This is a genomic window from Streptomyces sp. NPDC001770 (assembly GCF_053596135.1).
The window spans coordinates 22,626-44,648 of sequence record NZ_JBSFFN010000028.1; the positions used below are offsets into that span (position 1 = coordinate 22,626).

Consider the following 22,023-nt stretch of genomic DNA (forward strand, 5'->3'; position numbering starts at 1 on the left):
CGTACACGGAAGCGGTACCGGCCCTCCGGCGGCGCCCTCAGAGGGCGAACCCGGCTCCGGACGCCACGGCGAGCAGCCGGGACGCCTTCAGTTCGGTCTCGTCCCACTCGCGCGCGGGGTCGGAGCCCCAGGTGATGCCCGCCCCGGTACCGAAACGCAGGAGCGGCGTGGGCCCGGTCCGGTCGATCCAGAACGTGCGTATGCCGACCGCGAGCTCCGCGGCCGACCGGTCGGCGTCGACCCAGCCGACCGCGCCGCAGTAGGGGCCGCGCGGCGCGGTCTCCAGCTCCTCGATGATCCGCAGCGCGCTGGACTTGGGCGCCCCGCTCACCGAGCCGGGCGGGAAGGCGGCGCCGAACAGTTCCGGCCAGCCCGCGCCGTCCGCGAGCTCCCCGCGCACGGTCGAGACGAGGTGGACGAGCCCGGGGTGCTTCTCCACCACGCAGAGGTCGGGGACGGTCACCGTGCCGGTGGCGCAGACACGCCCCAGGTCGTTGCGGACCAGATCGACGATCATCACGTTCTCGGCGTGATCCTTCTCCAGCAGATCCGCCTCGGTGCGCCCGGTCCCCTTGATCGGCCCGGACTCGACGGTGCGCCCGTAGCGCGACAGGAACAGCTCGGGAGAGGCGGTCGCGATCTCGACCCCGTGGCCGGGCAGCCGGAGCGTGCCCGCGTAGGGAGCGGGGTTGCCACGCGCGAGGAGGGCCGTCAGCGCGTCCACGTCGGCGCGGTCCGGATCGGGCAGCGGCGCGGAGAGCACCCGGCAGAGGTTCGCCTGGTAGACCCCGCCGGTCGCGATGTGCGCGCGGACGCGCCGTACGGCCTCCTGGTAGGCCTCGCGGTCCAGCGAGGAGGTCCACTCCCCCGGGCCGGGGCCGCGCCAGGCGCCGGGGACGGGCGGGGGCACCGGCTCCTCGCGTACGGAGGAGAAGCGCGCGCACACGACACGCCCCTCGAAGTCGGCGGATACGGCCCAGAAGCCCGCGGAGCCGAGAGCGGCGGGATCGCTGGTCACGTCCCGGAGACCGGAGGCGACGAGGCCGCCGAAGCGGGCCATGGGGGCGATGTCGGACACGCGGTCGAGTGTAGGTCCGCGGGCCCTCGGGCCGGGGCGGAGCGAGCGGGCCGCAGCACGCTGCGCAAACGCGTTTTTGTGCTGGCCCAGGAATCCGCTAGAGTTCAACACGTCGCCGGGACGCGCAAGCGGAACGGGAAAGACAAGCGGACGTAGCTCAGTTGGTAGAGCGCAACCTTGCCAAGGTTGAGGTCGCCAGTTCGAACCTGGTCGTCCGCTCGCAGGAAAAGGGGGATCTTCCCGAACCCCCTGATTCTGGTGGAGTGGCCGAGAGGCGAGGCAACGGCCTGCAAAGCCGTCTACACGGGTTCAAATCCCGTCTCCACCTCCAAGGACGATTAGCTCAGCGGGAGAGCGCTTCCCTGACACGGAAGAGGTCACTGGTTCAATCCCAGTATCGTCCACTCATCCGCAAGGATCTTCCCGCGCGATTAGCTCAGCGGGAGAGCGCTTCCCTGACACGGAAGAGGTCACTGGTTCAATCCCAGTATCGCGCACGCAGTACACGCAGTTCGCCCCGCGCGATTAGCTCAGCGGGAGAGCGCTTCCCTGACACGGAAGAGGTCACTGGTTCAATCCCAGTATCGCGCACGCAGTACACGCAGGTTCACCCTGCGCGATTAGCTCAGCGGGAGAGCGCTTCCCTGACACGGAAGAGGTCACTGGTTCAATCCCAGTATCGCGCACCACGGAAAACCCCGGTCGTCCACACGACCGGGGTTTTCGCTGTGCCCGCGGCCAGGTCGTGCCCCGGAACGCTCCGGGGATCCGGACGCCACGAAGGTCCGCAACGCCTGGGGGTCCGGGAGCGCCGCCCGGCGTGACCGGCGGGCGGCGGCGCCGGCTCAGGAGGAGAAGAGCATCCGGCCGAAGCTCTTCTGGCGGTGGTGGTGGTCGTAGTGACCGCCGCCGTGCTGCGGGGCGCCCCACGCGGGGCCGGCGGCCGGGTACGCCTGCGGGGCCGGCGGCGCGGGCGGCGCCTGCTGCGTCCACTGCGACTCCAGCCGCGTCAGGGCCTCCAGCTCGCCGAAGTCCAGGAATATCCCCCGGCAGCCGCTGCACTGCTCGATCTGGACACCATTGCGGTTGTACGTGTGCATCTGCGCGTGGCACTTCGGACACTGCATCATCGGCTCGGCTCCTCGCCGTTCGGTGGTCCGCCACCGGAATTCCTGCCCGATGGCGGTCGGTTCACCCTACGACGTGCACGGTGGCGCCAACTCGGGCGGGAGTGAGGCGATACGGGCGCACGCGTCGGTCATCATCCGTTCGACATCGTCGAGTTCCCGCCCCTCGTCCGCCGCTTTGGCGAGGGCGAGGGCGGCGGTCTGCACGGTCAGGGCCCGGGCGGGGACGTCGAGTTCGGGCCAGGGGTCGCCGGTGGCCGGGACGGCCGGGCCGCCCGCCGCGCGGTAGGCGTCCAGGAACCGTTGCCAGACGGTGTCGGGCAGCAGTCCGGCGGCGTACCAGGCGGCGGGCCGGGCGAGGTCCCAGGCGGGGTCGCCCGTGCCCGTGTCGTCGATGTCGATCAGCAGCCAGGGGCCGTGCGGGACCGGGTGGCGGACGAGCTGCCCCAGGTGGAGGTCTCCGTGGCAGAGGAATCCCGCGCGGCCGGGTGGGGCCGGCGCCTCGTCACGGGCCCACCCGGGCAGCGTCGCCCAGGCGGCGAGGACCTCGGCGCGGCCGGGGCCGACGGGGTGCGCCGCCCGCATCCGGGCGACGGCGAGCGCCGCCTTGGCGGGTCCGCGCATCGGCGGCAGCGGCACCGGGGGCGCGGTGCCGTGGAGGCGGGCGAGGAGGGCGGCCGCCTCCTCCCAGGGGGCGGCCGACGGATCGGCGGGGTCGACGGGTTCGCCGTACGGCCAGAGGGTGACGGGGCGTCCGTCCACACGCGGGAGCGGACGGGGTACCGGAACGGGCGGCAGCAGGACCCCGGCGAGCGCGGGCGCGGCGGCGAGGGCGAGGCGGGCGGCGAACTCCGGTCCGCCGGTGCCGGGGGCGTGGGCCTTCGCGACCGTTCCGCCGCCCCGGACGACGGTGCCGTCCGGGCGGTCGGCGAGCACCCGGGGCGGCGGGCAGCCGCAGCCGCCGTCGGCGGCCGGGTGGGCGGCGGCGTGGGCCAGGCCGCCCAGGGCGGTGACGACCTCGGCGCCGCTCAACGGGTCTCCCGGGAATAGTCGTGGCAAAGCCCCAGGCTACTGGGGGTGTCGGGTCCCGAAGAGCGCGATGTCCGGCCGGCTCCCCAGCCGGCCGGACAAACGCTGTCGTCCGCCGTACCCCCGTCCCCACGGGGCTGTTGGCCGGATGTCCCGGTCCGGACCGCTCTTCCGGACCCGGGGGCGCCTTTCAGCGCCCCATCATCACGCCCACGGACGACGCCTGTGTGACCACTGATTCCCAGCCGCCGAAGACGACCACCAGCAGTGCCGCCAGGGGAAGGACCATGGCCGCCGCCACCAGGGGGTGGCGGGTGCCGGACGGACGGCCGCCGAACGCTTCGTGGGCCTTGCGTCCCTGCGCGCGGAGCGTGGTCCGCGTGGCCGTGTCCGACATGGTTCCTCTCCTGACGGTGCGAACGTCGGCGGCCGGTCCCGGCCGGGAGGGTTCCGCCCCCGTTCGTTCCCAGCCTAGGGAGACGGTGCGGGGCAGGCGTCATGCCCGCGTACCGATCGGCGGGCCTACGGGAGGATGAGCTGTGGGTAGCCGGAGTACTCCCCTGGGTGGAGACGGGCTGCGGACTGCGGGTGGGGTTCGTCCGGAAAGCGGCGGAACGGGTGACATCACTCACGCCGGACCGGGCGGGGACGCCTCTTCTCGTGGGGCAGGAGAGAGGGGCCCGGACCTGCCGGGGCGCCGGGCCGGAACGGCCCGCGGGAGGCGCCCGTCCGGCCGCCGTCCGCCGGCGGTGCGCCAATACCCGTGCGGGGATGCCCCTTTGAGCCCGGAGGGGTACGGAATCGCCCGGATCGGCGTACTGCTGACCGTGCTTCACACGTCCGGTTCGGTACGGACAATCGAATCCCGGGGGAAGGCGCGGCCTCTGAGCGCGCTGGGCGCCGGGTACGTAAGCTGTGCCTCGTCAGGCGGACCAGGCAGCGGGGATGGGCAGACGATGGCGATGATGCGGCTCCGGCGCGAGGACCCGCGTCTCGTCGGCTCGTTCCGGCTGCACCGGCGGCTCGGGGCCGGCGGGATGGGTGTCGTCTATCTGGGTTCCGACCGGCGGGGGCAGCGTGTCGCCCTGAAGGTGATCCGTCCCGACCTGGCGGAGGATCAGGAGTTCCGGTCCCGGTTCGCGCGCGAGGTGTCCGCCGCGCGGCGCATCCGGGGCGGCTGCACCGCCCGCCTCGTGGCCGCGGATCTGGATGCCGAACGGCCGTGGTTCGCCACGCAGTACGTACCGGGCCCCTCGCTGCACGACAAGGTCGCCGAGGAGGGTCCGCTCTCCGCCTCGGAGGTGGCCTCGATCGGGGCCGCGCTCTCCGAGGGGCTGGTCGCGGTCCACGAGGCCGGGGTGGTGCACCGGGACCTCAAGCCGTCGAACATCCTCCTTTCTCCCAAGGGCCCCCGGATCATCGACTTCGGCATCGCGTGGGCGACCGGGGCGAGCACGCTCACCCATGTCGGTACGGCGGTCGGGTCGCCCGGGTTCCTCGCGCCGGAGCAGGTGCGCGGCGCGGCGGTGACGCCCGCGACGGACGTCTTCTCGCTGGGCGCCACCCTCGCGTACGCAGCGACGGCCGACTCCCCCTTCGGACACGGCAGTTCCGAGGTGATGCTGTACAGGGTGGTGCACGAGGAGCCGCACCTGGCCGAGGTGCACGACGCGCTCGCTCCGCTGGTGCGGGCCTGTCTGGCGAAGGACCCGGAGGAGCGCCCGAGCACCCTGCAGCTGTCGATGCGGCTCAAGGAGATCGCGGCGCGCGAGGCCCAGGGGCTGCACGAGAGCCGTCCGCCCGTCCAGCGTTCCGCACACGAGGCCGACCGGCCCACCGGCCGGCTCGACGGCCCGTACACCGAGCAGCAGACACGCAGGTCCGAGGGCCCGTCCACCGGGCGTTCGCCGCAGGCCCGCCGGCCCTCGCCAGCCTCCGCGTCCGGTTCGCCGGGGCCGTCCGGCTCCACGTCCTCGGCGTCGGTGTCCGCCTCGCGGGCGGGCGCGGGGGCGCCCCGTCCGGCCGGCGCCCGGCCCCGGCCGGCCCGCGGTGCGGTCCCGCCGGGCCGCCGGCCGAGCCCGACCAACGGTACGAACGGCAGGCCGGGCACCCGTCCCGGGGCCAGGCCGACCGGGACCGGGCGGCGTCCGGCGAACCCCCGGTTGCTGCGGCAGCGCCTCTTCGTCTTCGTGGTGGTGACGCTGCTGGTGGCGCTCGGCATCGCGGCCGCTCAGGGCTGCCAGGGACCGGCGCGCGGGCTGGGCGGTTCGCCCGCGCGGCAGCCCGGCGGGCAGTACGCGGCGGGCGGGCAGCCGGGCGACGGATCCGTGGCGCCGGCTGTCGACCCCACCTTCTGAGCCGTGGCTCGGGTCCCGGTCCCGGTTCCGGTTCCGGGCGAAAGGGTCAGGCCGGGCGAAGGGTCAGGCCGGGCGCGGGCGGGTGGCGTAGAACGCTACGGCGGAGGCGGCGGCCACGTTGAGCGAGTCGACCCCGGCGTCCATCGGGATGCGGACGTGGTCGTCGACGGCGGCGAGGGTCTTCTCGGTGAGGCCCGCACCCTCCGTACCGAAGACGAGGGCGAGCCGCTCGTCCTTCCGCGCGGCGAGCTCGTCGAGGGTGATCGCCCGTTCGCTGAGGCAGAGCGCGGCGACCGTGAAGCCCGCGGCGTGCAGCACCCCGACGTCCGCGGGCCAGGACTCCAGGCGGGTCCACGGCACTTGGAAGACGCCGCCCATGGAGACCTTCACCGCCCGCCGGTAGAAGGGGTCGGCGCAGCGCGGGGTGAGCAGCACGGTGTCGACACCGAGCGCGGCGGCGTTCCGGAAGGCGGCGCCGATGTTCGCGTGGTCGACGATGTCCTCGAACACGGCGACCCGGCGGGCACCGGCCAGCAGCCCGGCGGCGTCGGGCAGCGGCTCGCGCCGCATCGAGGCGAGCGCGCCGCGGTGCACGTGGTAGCCGGTGACCTGCTCGGCGAGCTCGGGGGTGACCACGTACACCGGGGACTCGGCCGCCTCGATGACATCGCGCATCACCTCGGTCCACTTGGGGGTGAGGAGCATCGAGCGCATCGCGTACCCGGCCTGCCCGGCGCGGCGGATCACCTTCTCGCCCTCGGCGATGAAGAGGCCCTCCTCGGGTTCGCGCCTGCGGCGCAGTTCGACGTCGGTGAGGCCCGTGTAGTCGTGCAGGCGCGGGTCGTCGGGGTCCTCGACGGTGATGATCTCTGCCACAGGAGTGCTGCCTTGTCCGGGGTGGGGCGGCGGCGGGGGCCGCCGGTCTTACGCGGTGGGGGTCGCCGGGCCGGGCCCGGCCGTGGGCGCCCGGCGGGAAGGGTCAGACACGGCCCGGGGCGTCGGGGCCGACGGCGACGACCTCGCCGATGACGATGACGGCGGGCGGGCGTACGTCCTCGGCAGCGGCCCGCTCGCCGACGGTGGCGAGCGTGGCGTCGACGCGGCGCTGCGCTGCGGTGGTGCCCTCCTGGACGAGGGCGACCGGGGTGGCGGGGTCCTTGCCGTGGGCGACGAGGGCCTTGGCGATGGCGCCGATCTTGTCGACGGCCATGAGGAGGACGAGGGTGCCGCGGAGCCGGGCGAGGGCCTCCCAGTCGACGAGCGAGCGGGGGTCCTCGGGGGCGACGTGGCCGCTGACGACGGTGAACTCGTGGGCGACGCCCCGGTGGGTGACCGGAATTCCGGCGGCGCCGGGCACGGAGATGGAGCTGGAGATGCCGGGTACGACGGTGCAGGGGATTCCCTCGGCGGCGAGCGCCTGGGCCTCCTCCATGCCGCGGCCGAAGACGAACGGGTCGCCGCCCTTGAGCCGGACGACGGCCTTGCCCGCCTTCGCGTGGTCTATGAGCGCCTGGTTGATCGCCTCCTGGGCCATGAAACGGCCGTAGGGGATCTTCGCGGCGTCGATGACCTCGACGTGCGGGGGCAGCTCGTCGAGGAGGTCGCGGGGGCCGAGCCGGTCGGCGATGACGACGTCGGCCTCCGCGAGCAGCCGGCGGCCCCGCACGGTGATCAGGTCGGGGTCGCCGGGTCCGCCGCCGACGAGCCAGACGCCGGGGGTGCGGGTGCGGTGGTGCGCGGCGGCGAGGGTGCCGTCGCGGAGTCCCTCGACGATGGCGTCGCGCACGGCGGCGGAGTGGCGGGGGTCGCGGCCCTTGGATGTGGTGGTGAGCACGGCGACCGTGACGTTCTCGCTGCGGCCGGTGGCGGGGGTCCAGGCGGTGGCCGCCTCGGCGTCGTCGCTGCGGACGCACCAGGTGCGGGTGCGCTCGGCCTCGGCGGAGGCGGCGGCGTTGGCGGCGGGGTCGCTGCTCGCGACGAGCGCGTACCAGGTGTCGGCGAGATCGCCGTCCGCGTACCGGCGGCGTTCCCAGCGGATCTCCCCGGCGTCGGCCATGGCCTCGACGGACGGGGTGGCGGACGGTGAGACGAGGGTGATGTCCGCCCCGGCCGCGATGAGCGCGGGGAGGCGGCGCTGCGCGACCTGGCCGCCGCCGACGACGACGACGCGGCGCCCGTGCAGGCGCAGTCCGACGGGGTACGCGGGGTGATCGACGTGCTCGGCCATGGCGGTGCTGGCTCCTCGGCGGGGAACGGTGCGTGCGGCGCGGTGGGGCGCCGCACGGGGAGTCCGGTCGAGTCCGGTCCGGCGTTCGGGACGCGGCGGCTGCGGACGGGGCTGCCGCTGCGGCTCCGGAGCGGCTGTGACGTGCGGGTTCAGCAGGGTGGGGCGGGGACCACCATACGGGGTGGGGCCACCGGAGGGCAGGGCCCCGGGAGGCACGGGGCCGTCCCCGGGCGGGCGCGGGAGCCCGGCCGGGGACGGCCTCGGGGCTACTTCTCCGTGACGCCGGCCGAGTCGAACGTCGCCACCTCGTGCATGGCGCGCGCGGCGCTCTGCACGATCGGGAGCGCGAGCAGGGCGCCCGTGCCCTCGCCGAGGCGGAGGTCGAGGTCGATCAGCGGGCGCAGTCCCAGCTTGTTGAGCGCGGCGACGTGGCCGGGCTCGGCGCTGCGGTGGCCCGCGATGCAGGCCGCCAGTGCCTCGGGCGCGATGGCGCGGGCGACCAGGGCGGCGGCACCGGCGCTCACGCCGTCCAGGATGACCGGGGTACGCAGCGAGGCGCCACCCAGGAGGTAGCCGGCCATGGCCGCGTGCTCCAGGCCGCCGACGGCCGCGAGCACGCCGATCGGGTCGGACGGGTCGGGCTGGTGGAGTTCCAGGGCGCGGCGCACCACGTCGACCTTGCGGGCGTGCATCTCGTCGTTGATGCCGGTGCCCCGGCCGGTGACCTCGGACGGGTCGGCGCCGGTGTAGACGCAGATGAGGGCGGCCGACGCCGTGGTGTTGGCGATGCCCATCTCTCCGATGAGGAGGCCCTTGTTGCCTGCGGCGACGAGGTCGCGGGCAGTCTCGATGCCGACCTCGATCGCGGCGAGAACGTCCTCGCGGCTCATCGCGGGGCCGGTGGTGAAGTCCGCCGTGCCGGGGCGCACCTTGCGGGGCAACAGGCCCGGGGTGGCGGGGAGTTCGGTGGCGACACCGACGTCCACGACGCAGACCTCGGCGCCGACCTGACTCGCGAAGGCGTTGCAGACCGCGCCGCCGGCCAGGAAGTTGGCCACCATCTGGCCGGTGACCTCCTGGGGCCAGGAGGTCACCCCCTGGGCGTGTACGCCGTGGTCGCCGGCGAAGATCGCGACGGCTGCGGGCTCCGGGATCGGCGGCGGGCACGTCCGGGAGAGCCCGGCGAGCTGCGCGGAGATGATCTCCAGCATGCCGAGCGCGCCGGCGGGCGTGGTCATCCGCTTCTGGCGTTCCCACGCCTCTCCGAGCGCCTTGGCGTCCAGCGGGCGGATGTTGGCGATGGTCTCCTGGAGCAGGTCGTGCGGCTCCTCACCGGGCAGCGCCCGGCGGCCGTACGTCTCCTCGTGAACCACCCAGGACAGCGGGCGGCGCTTGGACCAGCCCGCCTGCATCAGCTCGGGCTCCTCGGGGAACTCGTCGACGTACCCGACGCAGAGGTACGCGACGACTTCGAGGTGCTCGGGCAGGCCGAGGGCGCGGACCATCTCGCGCTCGTCGAAGAAGCTGACCCAGCCGACGCCGAGGCCCTCGGCGCGGGCGGCGAGCCACAGGTTCTCCACGGCGAGCGCGGAGGAGTAGGGCGCCATCTGCGGCTGGGTGTGGCGGCCGAGGGTGTGCCGGCCGCCGCGGGTGGGGTCGGCGGTGACGACGATGTTCACGGGGGTGTCGAGGATGGCCTCGATCTTCATCTCCCGGAACTGCTTCGCGCGGCCCTTGGGGAGGGACTTCGCGTAGGCGTCGCGCTGCCGCTGGGCGAGCTCGTGCATGGAACGCCGGGTCTCCGCGGAGCGGATGACGACGAAGTCCCAGGGCTGCGAGTGGCCGACGCTGGGCGCGGTGTGCGCGGCCTCCAGCACGCGGAGCAGCACCTCGTGCGGGATCGGGTCGCTGCGGAAGCCGTTGCGGATGTCGCGGCGTTCGCGCATGACGCGCAGTACGGCCTCGCGCTCCGCCTCGTCGTAGCCGGGGGCCGGGTCGGTCGCCGGCTCCTCGGGGGCGTCGGCGTACCCGGCCTCCGGCTCCTCGGCGGCGGGCTGCACCGCGACGGCCTCGGCGGCGGGGACGAGCGGCTCGGCCGTGACGGGCTCGGCCGCCTCGAAGGCCGGGGCCTCCGGGGCCTCGGCGGGGTAGGGCTGTTCCTGGTGCACGTTCTGGTGTTCCGGTTCCGTGTACTGCGGCCCGGCGCCCTGTTCGGCGGCGGGGGGCTCGACGGCCCAGGGCGCTCCGGCGGCGTGCGGCGCGGCGGCCTCCGGGACACTGCCGGCCTCCGTGCGGGGCTCCGTGCCGTGCTCCGGCAGGGCGGCCGCGGCTGCGTCGAAGGCGACGGGCTCGGCGGGCGGGGCCGGTTCGGCGGCGGGCTCCTCGACGGTCGGCTCTTCGGCCGGGGTCTCCTCGGCCGTCCTTTCGGCGGCCGGTTCCCCGGCGATGAAGGGTCCGGCGGCCGGCGGCTCGGTCACGATCGGCTCAATGGCGATCGGCTCGGCGACCGTGTGCTCCGCCGGGGCGTGCGCCACGGGGGCGGCGGCCTCCGCGGGGAGCTGGACCTGCTCGGGCAGCTGGGCGCCGGTGAACTCGGCGGCGGGCACCGGGTCCGCCTCGGGGGCGTACGGCTCCGGGGCTGCCTCCGGTACGAAGACCGGGGCGTGGACGGCGGGCTCGGCGGGCGCCTCGGGGACGACCGTTTCTGCCGGGGCTTCCACCGCGAGTTCGGCCGGTCCCTCGACAGGGGCGTGCCCCGGTGCGAGGTCCTGGGCGGCGGCCGGCTCGAAGCCCTGCGCCGCCTCGGGCGCGGGCACGAATTCCGGTGCGGGCAGGTGGAGCGCATCGGCCGGTACGTACTCCGCCGGCGCGGCGTCCACGGGCGCGGGCTCGGCCGCGAAGGGCTGCTCCTCGGTGGCGGCAACCGTCTCGGGGGCGCCCCACGGGTCGGCGCCCTGGAGCGGGATCTCGCCCAGCTGCGGGCCGGGGAGTACGGGCTCCTGCGCGGCGGGCGCCTCGGCGTGTGCTGGGGTCTCGGCGTGGGCCGGAATCTCGGTGGGCACGGGAGTCTCGGCGTGTGCCGGGATCTCGGAGGGCACGGGAGTCTCGGCGGGCGCCTGGTACTCGGGCGCGACGGGAGCCGGAGCCACGGTACGGACCGGCGCCTGGGGCTGCGGGGACCCGGCCGGGCCCCGGTCGGCCAGCGAGCGCACGACGCCGCTCTGCCCGCCGTAGGACGGGCCGTCGACCGAGGGCCCGCGGTGGAGCGGACGGCGCGACGGGGCGGGGGCCGCGGCGTGCGCGGGGGCGGGTGCCGGGGCCGGGATCCGTACGCCGCCGAGGTCGAAGGCCCCGGAGTCGTGGCTCGCGGGACCCTGCGCCGGGGGCTCCTGGGCCTGGTAGGCACTCTGCTGGGGGAACTGCTGGTAGGCGTCCCCGGCGGGCGGCGGGACGATCTGCGGGTCGCCCCACGCGCCGCCGTGGGCGGCGGGCATCAGCAGCATCTCTTCTTCGTCGGGTGCCTGCTCGGAGGGGTCGAGGTAGGTGTAGGCATCCGGGGCGAGGACGCCCGGCTGCTCCACCATGCCTGCGTTCTCCGGCTGTCCCTCGCCCGGGACCTGGCCGGTGTCAGTCATGCGTACCCCTCGCCCATCGTCAGTGCTCCTTCGGCCCATCTCCCGGGACGCCCGCGTCACGGCAGGCCGGTGCTCGTCATCAAGAACGAGCGGGCTCGCCGCGCGGCACGAAACGCCCGCAGACCTCTACATATTCTCGCGGCCGTTCGCCGCAGCGACAGGTCGTTGCGCCGCGGTTCGCTGTGGACTGCGCCACTTTGCGCGTGCCCGGTCGTGCCGTACCACAGGGAGAAACAAAACAACTCCCTTTTCCGGACATTGACGAACGAAGCGACGAACGACCGGGTTCGGTACAACAATCGGCCAGCCTACCTTCCGCGCTGTAGCGACCTGGTCACGGGGCAAGGTCCGAACGCACCGCGCAGAGCAGGAACGCGACGGACCGTTCGCGTTCCCGCCAGGCCGAGGTGTCCAGGTCCACGGACTGGAGGAGCGCGCATTCCACCGTGTAGCCGCTGCCGGAGAGCGCGGTGACGAGGGCCTCCGCCTGGTCCCGGGTGGAGGCGTGGGTGACGATCCGCTCCGGGCGCCGGTCGGCGACGGCGAGGGCCACGGGTACGCCCCCGCCCCCGATGCGTACGACATCGGGTTCGGGAAGCCGTTCGAGCACGTGCGGGGCGAGGCCCTGGACGACCTGGACGGCCACGCCGAAGGAACGGGCGGCGGCCGTCGCACGGGCGCAGGCGGCGGGGTCGCGGTCGACGGCGATGACGGCCGCGCCGAAGCGGGCCGCTTCGACGGCCAGCGCGCCGGTGCCCGAGCCGATGTCCCAGACCAGGTCGCCGGTGCGCGGGCCGAGCCGGGCCAGTTGGGCGGCGCGCATCCCGGCGGACTCGCCCTCGGTGCTCTCCGCCGTACCCGTCCGGTCGCCTCCGGCGGGACCGTGGCCGGTCCGGCGGTAGGCGTGCTCGGGCAGGGCCCAGCCGCGCACGCCGTCGGGGCGGGCGGGGTCCCGGCCGCCGATCCAGCCGGCGGACGCGGTGGTGGGTCCGGAGCCGACGACGATGACGACGTTGGGGTCGCGCCAGGCGTGGTCGGCGGCCTTGTCGGAGGTGAGGACGGTGACGCGCTCGTGGGCGGTGCCGAGTTCCTCGCAGATCACGAAGGTGCGGTGGATGCCGTCGAGCAGCAGGGCCAGTTCGGCCGGGCCGGCGCCGGGCGAGGTGAGGACGGCGACCTTGTGGTGGGCCCGGCAGACGTTGACGGCCCGTCGCAGGGTCCTCGGGTGGGCGACGACGACCTGGGCGTCGTCCCAGGGCATCCCGGCGCGGGCGAAGGCGGTGGCGACGGAGGAGACCGCAGGCACGACCTCGACCTCCAGGCCGTGTTCGGGTGCGCGCAGGGTGCGTACGACTCCGAAGAAGCCGGGGTCGCCGTCGGCGAGGACGACGGCGCTCCCCCGGTGTCCGGCGATACGCCGGGCGGCCAGGTCCACGCTGCCGAGGCGGATGCGTTCGGCGTCCCGGGGGACTTCGGCGAGCGCGAGGTGGTGCGCGGCGCCGGCCACGAGCGTGGCGGCGGAGAGCGCTGCCGAGGCCGCTCTGGTCAGCGGTGAGCCGTCCCAGCCGATCACCGTGACCCGGTCGGCCATCGTCGTCCGTCTCCTGGAGCTGTGGGGGTGCGTGAGGGGGGCTTGTCCGCCGGTGGGGCCTTGCCCGCGCGGCGGACCGGGTAGAGGTTATCGGGTCGCCCCGCAGGGCACGCGGGCGGCGGTCCTCCGCCGGTCCGGTCCGGGCCCGGCGCCGGTCCGCGTCGGTCCTTTCCCGGTCCGGCCGGAGGGCCGCGGCCGGCTGCCCCCGTCAGTTCCAGTCGTTGTAGGTGCCGTAGCCGCCCGCGTCCGCGAGCTGCTCGGCGACGCCTTCGAGGTCCTCCGGGAGGAGTCCCCAGACGATCAGGTCGGTACGGAAGTCGACCCACCCGCCGTCCTCCGTCTGCGTCCGCGCTATCCGGGCGTTGCGCAGGACGCCCTCGCTGATGCAGCCGAGCTTCTGGGCGACCTGCTGGGAGGCGGTGTTGTCGGCCTGGGTGCGCAACTCGATCCGCTCGAAGGCCTGGTCGCGGAAGAGCCACTCGGCGAGCGCCAGTACCGATTCGGTGGCGTATCCCTCGCCGCGCGCCCAGTGGGCGGTGACGTAGACGACCTCGGTGGAGCGGGTGCGCCAGTCGGTGTTGAGCAGCCGTACGGAGCCCACGAGCCGCTGGGTGAGGAACTCGTGGACGGCGAGGACGATGCCGTGGCCCTGGGTGCGCTCGCCGGGGGCGATCCGCCGGATCCAGCGCTCGGCGTCGATCTGCGTGTACGGGTGCGGGGCGTCCGTCCAGGCGGTGACGGCCTCGTCGTCCATCATGTCGGTCAGTGCGGGGAGGTCCGACATGTCGTAGGGGCGCAGCACCAGTCGGTCCGTGCTGATCGAGATCGACGGAAACGTGGTAGTCATGCGCAGCTCCATGCCGAAGACCGGTAAAGGCACAGCATGCAGTATCGGGCGCGCGCCGTGCATGGGCGGGTCCGTACGGCGGAGCCCCGCACCTCCACGGCGGGAGGTGCGGGGCTCCGCGGGATGCGCGGGACGGTCAGGAAGCGGCCGGGGCACCGAAGGCGGGGATGACCGAGCCCTTGTAGGTGTCCTCGATGAACTTCTTGACCTCGTCGCTGTTGAGGAGCTTGGCGAGCTTCTCGACGCGGGGGTCCTTCTCGCCGCCCTTCTTGACGACCAGGATGTTGGCGTAGGGGTTGCCCTCCGCCTTCTCGATGGCGAGCGCGTCCTTCGACGGCGTGAGCTTGGCCTCGATCGCGTAGTTGCCGTTGATGACGGCGGCGTCGACGTCGTCCAGGGCGCGGGGCACGGTGGCGGCCTCCAGCTCCTTGAACTTCAGGCCCTTGGCGTCGGTGATGTCGCTCAGCTTGGCGTCGGTGCCGACACCGGCCTTGAGCGTGATCAGGCCCTGGTCGGCGAGGAGCAGGAGCGCGCGGCCCTCGTTGGTGGTGTCGTTGGGCACCGCGATCGTCTGGCCGGACGTGATGTCGGAGACGGACTTGGCCTTCTTGGAGTAGAGGCCGAGCGGTTCCAGGTGGACGTTGACGACCGGCACGAGGTGGGTGCCGTTCTTCTTGTTGAAGTCGTCCAGGTAGGGCTTGTGCTGGAAGAAGTTGGCGTCGATCTGGCCGTTCTCGGTGGCGGTGTTCGGCAGGACGTAGTCCGTGAACTCCTTGACCTCCAGCTTGAGGCCGGCCTTCGCCGCGAGGTTCTTCTTCACGAAGTCGAGGATGTCGGCGTGCGGCGTCGGGGACGCGCCCACGACGAGCGCCTTGGAGGTGTCGGCGCTCGCGCCGGTGCCGCCGGCGGACGGGTCGGAGTCCGTACCGCAGGCGCTCAGGCCCAGGGCGAGGGCGGCGGTGGCGGCGGCTGCCGCGGAGAGCTTGATGGTCTTGCGCACGAAAAGTGCCTCTTTCGGGTGGGGTGGAGCGCCCGGACAAGGAGTGCGGGCCCGGCCGTCGCCGCGCGTTCGTAACAACGGGGCCGTTACGGGTGCGGGACGGAAGTCTGCGGGGAGGTGGCGGCGGGGAGAGCGCGTCAGGCGGTGCGGCTCCGGCGTGCCAGCAGGCGTCCGGCGAGGTCGCCGATGAGCTGCACGACGGTCACGATGACGATGAGCAGCACGACGGTGACGATCATGAACTGGTTGTCGAAGCGCTGGAATCCGTAGGTGACGGCCTTGGAGCCGAGCCCCTCGCCGCCCACGGCGCCGGCCATCGCGGAGTAGCCGATGAGCACGATCACGGTGGTGGTGACCCCGGAGATCAGCGAGGGCAGTGCCTGCGGCAGCAGGACCTTGCGGACGATGGTGGGGATGGAGCCGCCCATCGACTGGACCGCTTCGACGAGTCCGTGGTCGACCTCGCGGACGGCGGTCTCCACCAGGCGTGCGAAGAAGGGGATGGCGCCGACGGCCAGCGGGACGATCATCGCGGTCGGACCGATGAAGGTGCCGACGACCCAGGTCGTGAAGGGGATCAGCGCGATCAGCAGGATGATGAAGGGCAGGGAGCGGCCTATGTTGACGACCGCACCGACGATCTTGTTGACCACGGTGTTCTGGAGCAGTCCGCCCTTGTCGGTGAGGACCAGCAGGACGCCGAGCGGCAGGCCGACGGCGACGGTGACGACCGCGGACCACAGCACCATGTAGAGGGTGTCGACGGTGCCCTGGGTCAGCAGGGGCTGCATTTCGGACCAGGTCACTTCGCGGCCTCCTTGGTGAGCGGGGCGGTGGTCCGTACGGGGATCGCGGTGGCGGCGGCCTCGTCCACGACCTCGGCCCGCAGCCCCTGCTCGCGCAGGAAGCCGATGGGCACGACGTTCTCCTCGAAGCCGCCGGGCAGCTCGATGCGCATCCGGCCGATCTGGTTGCCGCCCACGGTGTCCATGGCCGCGCCGAGGATGGAGATGTCGATGTTGTACGTACGGGAGAGCTGGGAGATCACCGGCCGGCCGGCCGCGTCGCCGTGGAAGGTGACGTCGACGACGGTGCGGCCGGGGCCGGAGGTGCCGCCGCCGACCGGGAAGAGTTCATCGGCCAGCTCGGAGCCGGGGGTGGCGAGGAGTTCGCCCACCGTGCCGGACTCGACCACGCGGCCCCGGCGCATCAGCGCGGCAGAGTCGCAGATCGACTTGACGACGTCCATCTCGTGGGTGATGAGCAGCACGGTCAGGCCGAGCTGCTGGTTGAGGTCGCGCAGCAGCTGGAGGATGGAGCGGGTGGTCTCGGGGTCCAGCGCCGAGGTCGCCTCGTCGGAGAGGAGCACCTTCGGGTCGCCGGCCAGGGCGCGGGCGATGCCGACGCGCTGCTTCTGACCGCCGGAGAGCTGTCCGGGGTACGCCTTCGCCTTGTCGCCGAGGCCGACCAGGTCGAGCAGTTCGAGGGCCTTGCGGGAGCGGTCGCGGCCGGGCACACCGAGGATCTCCAGCGGGAGTTCCACGTTGCCCTGGACGGTGCGCGAGGCCAGCAGGTTGAAGTGCTGGAAGACCATGCCGATACGGCTGCGCGCCTCGCGCAGTTCCTTGCCCGCCCGGCGGCCCCGGCCGGCGAGGGCGGTGAGGTCCTGGCCGGCCACGGTCACGGTGCCGGAGGTGGGGCGTTCCAGCAGGTTGACGCAGCGGATGAGGGAGGACTTGCCGGCGCCGCTCTGGCCGATGACGCCGAAGACCTCGCCCTCCTCGACGTGCAGATCGACTCCGTCGAGTGCGGTGACCTCGCGGTCGCGCGACTGGTAGACCTTCGTGAGGCCCGAAGTGGTGATCACAGGGTTTCCGTCACTGTCGAGTGCTCGCGGCGTGGTTGTCCGCCGGGCACGGGGCATTCGTCCGGGGAGACTCACCGGCCCTCGTCGGCCGGGGTCTCGGCACGGCCGCGGCACAGGAGTGCCGGTCGAGGCCGTACGGGGCCGGCGCGTTCCTGCCCGGGGCGACCGGGAGGGGACGGCGTCGGCGGGTTCTCGCTTCGGGGCGCGAGACACTGGCGGGGGCCCTCAGATGGCGCGCATTCGACACATACAACGAGCACCGGGCGTAGTGATCGCCTCGGTCGCAAGGGTGCGGCTGCTCGTCGTGGTCATGCCCCAAGTAAAACAGACGTAACAGAGCGCGGAACCGGCGCGTCCGCATGCCGGACCCCTGGGCGGGGGGCCGCCGCCCCCCGTCGCACCGCGGGCAACTCTCCCCCGCACACCTCGCTGACCTGCGTAAACACTGGAACGGATCGGACCCGGCCGTCCGGGTTCCACGCCTTCACCCTGCCCGGGCGCCTGTGGCGGACGCCACGGGCCCCGCCCTCGAAGGCTTGTGCACCGGTCCGCCGGGAGACAGCCGCCACGGTCTCGGAGGCGGCCACCGGAAGACGGCGACCGGCCCCTCGGAGTGGCCACCGAGGGGCCGGTCCCCCTCTTTCGTATACAACCGCGGGGAGCCGGGGCCGGGGGCGGGCGCGGGGTCCGGCCGTAATACCCTCGGCTCATGCTCGACGCCCTGACGGTCACGCTCGCCGTGGCCGCGCTCGCCCTCGCCGCCTGGTGCGGATTCGCCGCATACCGGGACCAGCCGACCAAGGACTGGCACTTCATCGGTATGGCGGTCGTCACGCTGCTGGCGCTCGCGCAGCTGGTGGTGGGGATCGTGCAGCTGGCGCGCGGCGAGCGCCCGGAACAGGGCATGACGATCTTCATCTGCTATCTCATCGGCTGTTTCGCGGCCGTGCCCGCGGCCGGTTTCCTCTCGTTGACCGAGCGGACCCGCTGGGGCTCGGCGACGGTGGCCGCCGGCGCGGTGGTGCTGGCCGTGCTCGAAGTACGGCTCTACGACATCTGGGGAAACTGACGTGACCGACACCGATCGCACCGAGACCCCGGCGTCGGCCGGAGCGACGGCGCAGAAGCCGTCGTTCGACCTGGGGACCGGCCCCGGACGCGTACTCGTCTGGTTCTACGGGGTGTTCACGGTCGCCGCCGCCTCACGGGCGATCGTCCAGATCATCCTGGACTTCGGCAAGGCGCCGCTGGCGTACGTACTGTCGGCCGTCGCCGCCCTGGTGTACGGGTTCATCACGTACTCCCTGGTGCGCGGCGGGGAGAAGGCCCGCCGGGCCGCCCTGGTCTGCTGCGCCGCCGAACTGACGGGCGTTCTGATCGTCGGTACGTGGACGATGGTGGAGCCCTCCGCCTTCGCCGACGCCACCGTCTGGTCGGACTTCGGCATGGGCTACGTCTTCATCCCGGTGATCCTCCCGGTCACCGGACTGCTCTGGCTGCGCCGGGCCAAGCAGGCCTGAGCGGGGCTCCGTCCCGGACTGAGGCAGGCTCTCCGTCCGGGGGGCCGTGCGTCCCGGGGAGACCGCGCGGTCCCGCCCTGCACCGTGCGTCCGGGCGGGACTTCGCGTTCCGGGACTTCCCGTAGGGGGACTTCGCGTTCCGGGACTTCTCGTTCCTCGACGGCCGGCGGCCGGGGAGCCGTTACGCGCTCGCCAGGTACTCCTGGGCCGCGGGGGCTTCCTTCTCCAGCAGGATCAGGCGTACGCCGTCCTCACCCGTCTCCGCGCCGACCTGCGCGTATCCGGCGCGGCGGTAGAGGCGCAGGTTGCTCTCGCTGCGGTGCCCGGTGTGCAGCCGGAAGCGGGTGGCGGCGCGGTCGGAAGCGAGTCCGGCCTCCGCGGCGCGCAGCAGGCGGGCGCCGAGGCCGTGGCCCTGGAGCCGGGGGTGGACGCAGAGTTTGGCGATCCGGCCGGTGCCGTCGTCCGCGGTGGATCCCCGGACCGCGCCGACGACCTCTTCACCGAGGCGGGCCACGAAGACCAGGTCGGTGGCGAGTTCGGCCTGGACGGACTCCAGGGTCTGGACGAGCGGGTCGATGCGGTAGTTCCCGTAGAGCTCCGCCTCGCTCTGGAAACAGAGGTACTGGAGCCTGAAGAGCTGTTCGGCGTCGTCCGGGGTCGCCGCCGAGATGATCACGCTCATGCCCATGTGTGCATGCCTCCCGCTCACCTGATAGGCCGGTTTGCCTAACGCACCCTTCCCCGCGCGCGGGGAGCGGCAACCTCCGCCGCGAGCATTATCCGGAGACATCCCAGACATCGGGAACGCATCGGTCCCAGACTCCCCTGTGACATACCCAACTCCCCCGCGATCTCGCGGTAGGTGCGGTCGCCCGGGTCGAGCAGCGCGGTCAGCAGTCCGGTGCAGCGGCCCGGCAGCCGGGCGACGGCCGCGCGCAACACCCGGCGCTCGTCGGCGCCGAGGGTCGCGTGCTCGGGACAGTTGCGCGGTCCGGCGTCGGGTACGTCGTCCGCGTGCGGGTGTTCACGCAGGGCGGCGCGGCGGGCCCGGCGGACATCGGCGCGTACGGTGTCGCGCACCCAGCGGGCCGGGTCGGGCAGCGGGGCGCCGGAGGCGAGGCGCTCCAGCAGTCGCAGCCAGACGGTCTGTTCGAGGTCGGCCGGGTCCGTTCCGGCCGCCGGGGCCTCGGCCGTCACCTCGGCGCGGACCAGTGGATGCAGGGCCGTCAGCACCACGACGGTGTACGCGGTGGGAGCGGCCGGAGCGCGGCCGGAGCGGTCGACGGCGCCTGCGGCGCGGTGGTCGGCACGCTCGACGGCGCCTGCGGCGCGGTGGTCGGCGGGGGTAGCGGCACGGTGGCCGGCGGGGGTCACGCCCGCTCAACGCGTCCCGCGCACGGCTGGTTGCCGTACGCGGGAAGTCCCACCCGACCGGGGCACGACGGGCACTGCGCTGACGCGATCCCTCATGGCGCGGCCCCGTCAGGTCGGCGCGGCCCGGCGAGGCGGCCGTACGTACCCCGGTCGGGCGGGGGCGCCCGTCAGGCGCGGCGGGCGTCGGCCGCCGCGAGGAGCGCGGTGTCGGCGTTGTCGGAGAAGATGCCGTCGATGCCCGTGGCGAAGTACGCGCGGAAGGCCCCGAAGGCGTCGCCGTAGGCGTTGGGGTCGGTGCCCCGGCGGAACTCGGTGGGCAGGAAGGTGTTCTCGTTGCGCATCGTGTACGGGTGCAGGATCAGCCCCTGCGCGTGCGCGTCCCGGACCAGCGTGGTCGGGGTGGTGAGGCGGCCGGCGGAGTCCCTCGGGACGACCAGGTCGAGGGTGGGGCCGATGCCCTGGGCGAAGGAGGCCATCCACTTCAGGCCGGCCGGGGTGACGAGGTCGGCGACGGTGCGCGGGTCGCCCGCCTCGGTGAAGTCCCAGGGGCGGGAGTTCGCGCCGGCGAGCAGCACGATGCGCGGGGTGGAGACCAGCCGGGAGAGCCTGCGCACGGAGTCGGGCTCGAAGGACTGGAGGATGAGGGCGGCGTCGGCGCGGTCGCGTCCGTACCGGCGCAGCAGCTTGGCGAGCGGCTCCTCCAGGGCGAGGCCGAGACCCCGGAAGTACGAGGGGTGCTTGGTCTCGGTGTAGAGCCAGACCGGCTTGCCGCGCTCGCGGCCCTCGGCGTCGGCCCAGCGCAGGACCTCCTCGAAGGTCGGGATCTCCCAGCGGCCGTCGTAGAGGGTGTTCTTCTGGCGGTTGCCGGGGATGCGCTCGGTGGCGCGCAGGGTCTTCAGCTCGGCGAGGGTGAAGTCCTCCGTGAACCAGCCGGTCAGCGCGACACCGTCGACCGTCTTGGTGGTCCTGCGGCCGGCGAACTCGGGGTGGGAGGCGACATCGGTGGTGCCGCTGATGTCGTTCTCGTGGCGGCAGACGAGGTGGCCGTCCTTGGTCGGGACGACGTCCTGCTCCACGATGTCCGCGCCGAGGTCCAGGGCGAGCTGGTACGAGCCGAGGGTGTGCTCGGGGCGGTAGCCGCTGGCGCCCCGGTGCCCGACGACGGTGGGGACGGGCAGGTCGCGCAGGCGACGCCCGGTGCCGCTCCCCCTGCCCCCGCGGTCGTCGTGGCCGCGTTCGTCGGCCGCGGCGGTGCCGGCGGCCGGGAGGCCGAGCGTGGTCGTTCCGAGCACCGCGGCTCCGAGCAGCGCCCGGCGGCCGGGGCTCTTGCGCGTACGCTCTGTCATGGACGCTCCTCGCATGTGACGTTCGGCGGCTGCACCGGGCTCCGGCGCGGCCCCGAGCGTAGGCACGGAGGCCGTACTCCGGGGGTCGGGCGGGCCAACGCACCGCGAACACACGTCAACACCGCGTATCCGTCGTGTGAACCCGATGTGCGGTCGGCCCGTCGCCGCGAGTATCGTCCTCACCTGCACAGACCATCGCGTCACCGCCCCGGCCGGCCCGGCCACGACACCGGAGGAACCGTTGTCCCGTCTCACGGTCATCAAGGCAGTGCTCGGACCGATCCTGCGCCTGATGTTCCGGCCTCAGATCGAGGGCGCCGAGAACATCCCCGGAAACGGTCCGGTGATCCTCGCGGGCAACCACCTCACCTTCATCGACTCGTTGATCATGCCGATCTGCTGCGACCGGCCGGTGTACTACATCGGCAAGGACGAGTACGTCACCGGCAAGGGCATCAAGGGCCGCATGATGGCCTGGTTCTTCACCGGCAGCGGCATGATCCCCGTGGACCGCGACGGGGGACGGGGCGGTGTCGCGGCGCTGATGACGGGGCGCCGGGTGCTGGACGAGGGCGGCGCCTTCGCCATCTACCCGGAAGGCACCCGCTCCCCCGACGGGCGGCTCTACCGGGGGCGTACGGGCATCGCCCGCCTGACCCTGATGACGGGCGCACCGGTGGTCCCGTTCGCGATGATCGGCACGGACAAGCTCCAGCCGGGCGGCGCGGGCATCCCCCGGCCGGGCAAGGTCACGGTCCGTTTCGGCGAGCCGATGGAGTTCTCCCGGTACGAGGGCATGGACCGCGACCGCTATGTACTGCGCGCGGTGACGGACTCGGTGATGTCCGAGGTCATGCGCCTCTCCGGCCAGGAGTACGTGGACATGTACGCGACGAAGGCGAAGGCCGCGTAACGGCAGGGGCTTCCGGGCCCGCCACCCGGGGGACCTTCTCCCCGGGTGGCGGGCCCTTCGCGTACCCGGACGCCGGCCGGGAAATTCGCGGGCGTGGTGTGCCGCCGGACGG

At 73.5% G+C, this 22,023-nt stretch carries 19 protein-coding genes and 6 tRNA genes; 10 read left to right on the plus strand and 15 right to left on the minus strand.

The window, feature by feature from the left end; translation table 11 throughout:
• Positions 1 to 37: 37 nt before the first annotated feature.
• Complete coding sequence (locus tag ACWCSV_RS23475) at positions 38 to 1,060, minus strand: chorismate-binding protein (RefSeq protein WP_451145368.1); 1,023 nt, start codon at positions 1,058 to 1,060, stop codon at positions 38 to 40.
• A 164-nt stretch (positions 1,061 to 1,224) separates the two neighbouring features.
• Here ACWCSV_RS23475 and ACWCSV_RS23480 point away from each other — a divergent pair.
• The 6 genes from ACWCSV_RS23480 (at position 1,225) to ACWCSV_RS23505 (ending at position 1,767) form a co-directional block, all read left to right on the plus strand.
• Positions 1,225 to 1,297: transfer RNA gene (locus ACWCSV_RS23480), tRNA-Gly, on the plus strand.
• Between the two features lie 38 nt (positions 1,298 to 1,335).
• Positions 1,336 to 1,409 (plus strand) — tRNA-Cys (locus ACWCSV_RS23485).
• Between the two features lies 1 nt (position 1,410).
• Positions 1,411 to 1,482: transfer RNA gene (locus ACWCSV_RS23490), tRNA-Val, on the plus strand.
• 21 nt (positions 1,483 to 1,503) lie between these two features.
• Positions 1,504 to 1,575: transfer RNA gene (locus ACWCSV_RS23495), tRNA-Val, on the plus strand.
• Between the two features lie 22 nt (positions 1,576 to 1,597).
• Positions 1,598 to 1,669 (plus strand) — tRNA-Val (locus ACWCSV_RS23500).
• Positions 1,670 to 1,692: 23 nt separating this feature from the next.
• A tRNA-Val gene (locus ACWCSV_RS23505) sits at positions 1,693 to 1,767 on the plus strand.
• Between the two features lie 156 nt (positions 1,768 to 1,923).
• Here the strand turns inward: ACWCSV_RS23505 and ACWCSV_RS23510 are convergent.
• From ACWCSV_RS23510 to ACWCSV_RS23520, 3 genes are all read right to left on the minus strand, one after another.
• The gene (locus ACWCSV_RS23510) at positions 1,924 to 2,208 is read right to left on the minus strand and encodes a TFIIB-type zinc ribbon-containing protein (protein WP_327174743.1); all 285 of its coding nucleotides are present in this window, start codon (positions 2,206 to 2,208) and stop codon (positions 1,924 to 1,926) included.
• Positions 2,209 to 2,274: 66 nt separating this feature from the next.
• The gene (locus tag ACWCSV_RS23515; protein WP_451145370.1) at positions 2,275 to 3,237 is read right to left on the minus strand and encodes a phosphotransferase enzyme family protein; all 963 of its coding nucleotides are present in this window, start codon (positions 3,235 to 3,237) and stop codon (positions 2,275 to 2,277) included.
• Between the two features lie 187 nt (positions 3,238 to 3,424).
• A complete protein-coding gene (locus ACWCSV_RS23520; RefSeq protein WP_451145227.1) occupies positions 3,425 to 3,631 on the minus strand; it encodes a hypothetical protein in 207 nt (68 codons plus the stop codon).
• A 559-nt stretch (positions 3,632 to 4,190) separates the two neighbouring features.
• Here ACWCSV_RS23520 and ACWCSV_RS23525 point away from each other — a divergent pair.
• Positions 4,191 to 5,591: a serine/threonine-protein kinase gene (locus ACWCSV_RS23525; RefSeq protein ID WP_451145229.1), complete on the plus strand. Its 1,401-nt coding sequence runs from the start codon at positions 4,191 to 4,193 to the stop codon at positions 5,589 to 5,591.
• Positions 5,592 to 5,654: 63 nt separating this feature from the next.
• Here ACWCSV_RS23525 and ACWCSV_RS23530 read toward each other — a convergent pair whose 3' ends face one another.
• The 8 genes from ACWCSV_RS23530 to ACWCSV_RS23565 form a co-directional block, all read right to left on the minus strand.
• The gene (locus ACWCSV_RS23530) at positions 5,655 to 6,467 is read right to left on the minus strand and encodes a TrmH family RNA methyltransferase (RefSeq protein WP_451145231.1); all 813 of its coding nucleotides are present in this window, start codon (positions 6,465 to 6,467) and stop codon (positions 5,655 to 5,657) included.
• 103 nt (positions 6,468 to 6,570) lie between these two features.
• Positions 6,571 to 7,818 carry a uroporphyrinogen-III C-methyltransferase gene (gene cobA, locus ACWCSV_RS23535; RefSeq protein WP_451145233.1) on the minus strand — a complete coding sequence of 416 codons (1,248 nt, stop codon included), beginning with the start codon at positions 7,816 to 7,818 and terminating at the stop codon, positions 6,571 to 6,573.
• A gap of 266 nt (positions 7,819 to 8,084) precedes the next feature.
• Positions 8,085 to 11,453, minus strand: coding sequence for a nicotinate-nucleotide--dimethylbenzimidazole phosphoribosyltransferase (cobT, locus tag ACWCSV_RS23540; protein WP_451145235.1), 3,369 nt, complete (start codon positions 11,451 to 11,453; stop codon positions 8,085 to 8,087).
• A gap of 334 nt (positions 11,454 to 11,787) precedes the next feature.
• Complete coding sequence (gene cbiE / locus ACWCSV_RS23545) at positions 11,788 to 13,044, minus strand: precorrin-6y C5,15-methyltransferase (decarboxylating) subunit CbiE (protein WP_451145237.1); 1,257 nt, start codon at positions 13,042 to 13,044, stop codon at positions 11,788 to 11,790.
• 208 nt (positions 13,045 to 13,252) lie between these two features.
• Positions 13,253 to 13,891 (minus strand): GNAT family N-acetyltransferase, encoded by a 639-nt coding sequence (locus ACWCSV_RS23550; RefSeq protein ID WP_451145239.1) that lies wholly within the window; start codon positions 13,889 to 13,891, stop codon positions 13,253 to 13,255.
• A gap of 136 nt (positions 13,892 to 14,027) precedes the next feature.
• Positions 14,028 to 14,891: a MetQ/NlpA family ABC transporter substrate-binding protein gene (locus tag ACWCSV_RS23555; RefSeq protein ID WP_451145241.1), complete on the minus strand. Its 864-nt coding sequence runs from the start codon at positions 14,889 to 14,891 to the stop codon at positions 14,028 to 14,030.
• A 137-nt stretch (positions 14,892 to 15,028) separates the two neighbouring features.
• Positions 15,029 to 15,697, minus strand: a complete 669-nt coding sequence (locus ACWCSV_RS23560; protein ID WP_451145243.1) for a methionine ABC transporter permease — start codon at positions 15,695 to 15,697, stop codon at positions 15,029 to 15,031.
• Entirely contained in the window at positions 15,694 to 16,758 is a 1,065-nt protein-coding gene (locus ACWCSV_RS23565; RefSeq protein WP_451145245.1) for a methionine ABC transporter ATP-binding protein, read from the minus strand. The genes ACWCSV_RS23560 and ACWCSV_RS23565 overlap by 4 nt, the downstream gene beginning before the upstream one ends.
• A gap of 709 nt (positions 16,759 to 17,467) precedes the next feature.
• Between ACWCSV_RS23565 and ACWCSV_RS23570 the strand changes: the two genes are divergently transcribed.
• Together ACWCSV_RS23570 and ACWCSV_RS23575 are read left to right on the plus strand one after the other, a co-directional pair.
• Positions 17,468 to 17,827 (plus strand): hypothetical protein, encoded by a 360-nt coding sequence (locus tag ACWCSV_RS23570; protein WP_387371947.1) that lies wholly within the window; start codon positions 17,468 to 17,470, stop codon positions 17,825 to 17,827.
• Between the two features lies 1 nt (position 17,828).
• Positions 17,829 to 18,278, plus strand: coding sequence for a hypothetical protein (locus tag ACWCSV_RS23575; RefSeq protein ID WP_451145247.1), 450 nt, complete (start codon positions 17,829 to 17,831; stop codon positions 18,276 to 18,278).
• Between the two features lie 181 nt (positions 18,279 to 18,459).
• On the opposite strand, the gene ACWCSV_RS23580 is transcribed toward ACWCSV_RS23575, so the two are convergent.
• The 3 genes from ACWCSV_RS23580 to ACWCSV_RS23590 form a co-directional block, all read right to left on the minus strand.
• Complete coding sequence (locus tag ACWCSV_RS23580; RefSeq protein ID WP_451145249.1) at positions 18,460 to 18,966, minus strand: GNAT family N-acetyltransferase; 507 nt, start codon at positions 18,964 to 18,966, stop codon at positions 18,460 to 18,462.
• A 38-nt stretch (positions 18,967 to 19,004) separates the two neighbouring features.
• Positions 19,005 to 19,514, minus strand: coding sequence for a sigma-70 family RNA polymerase sigma factor (locus ACWCSV_RS23585; protein WP_451145372.1), 510 nt, complete (start codon positions 19,512 to 19,514; stop codon positions 19,005 to 19,007).
• 305 nt (positions 19,515 to 19,819) lie between these two features.
• A complete protein-coding gene (locus ACWCSV_RS23590) occupies positions 19,820 to 20,998 on the minus strand; it encodes a glycerophosphodiester phosphodiesterase (protein ID WP_451145251.1) in 1,179 nt (392 codons plus the stop codon).
• A gap of 241 nt (positions 20,999 to 21,239) precedes the next feature.
• Between ACWCSV_RS23590 and ACWCSV_RS23595 the strand changes: the two genes are divergently transcribed.
• Complete coding sequence (locus ACWCSV_RS23595) at positions 21,240 to 21,911, plus strand: lysophospholipid acyltransferase family protein (RefSeq protein ID WP_451145253.1); 672 nt, start codon at positions 21,240 to 21,242, stop codon at positions 21,909 to 21,911.
• The last annotated feature ends 112 nt before the right edge of the window (positions 21,912 to 22,023 follow it).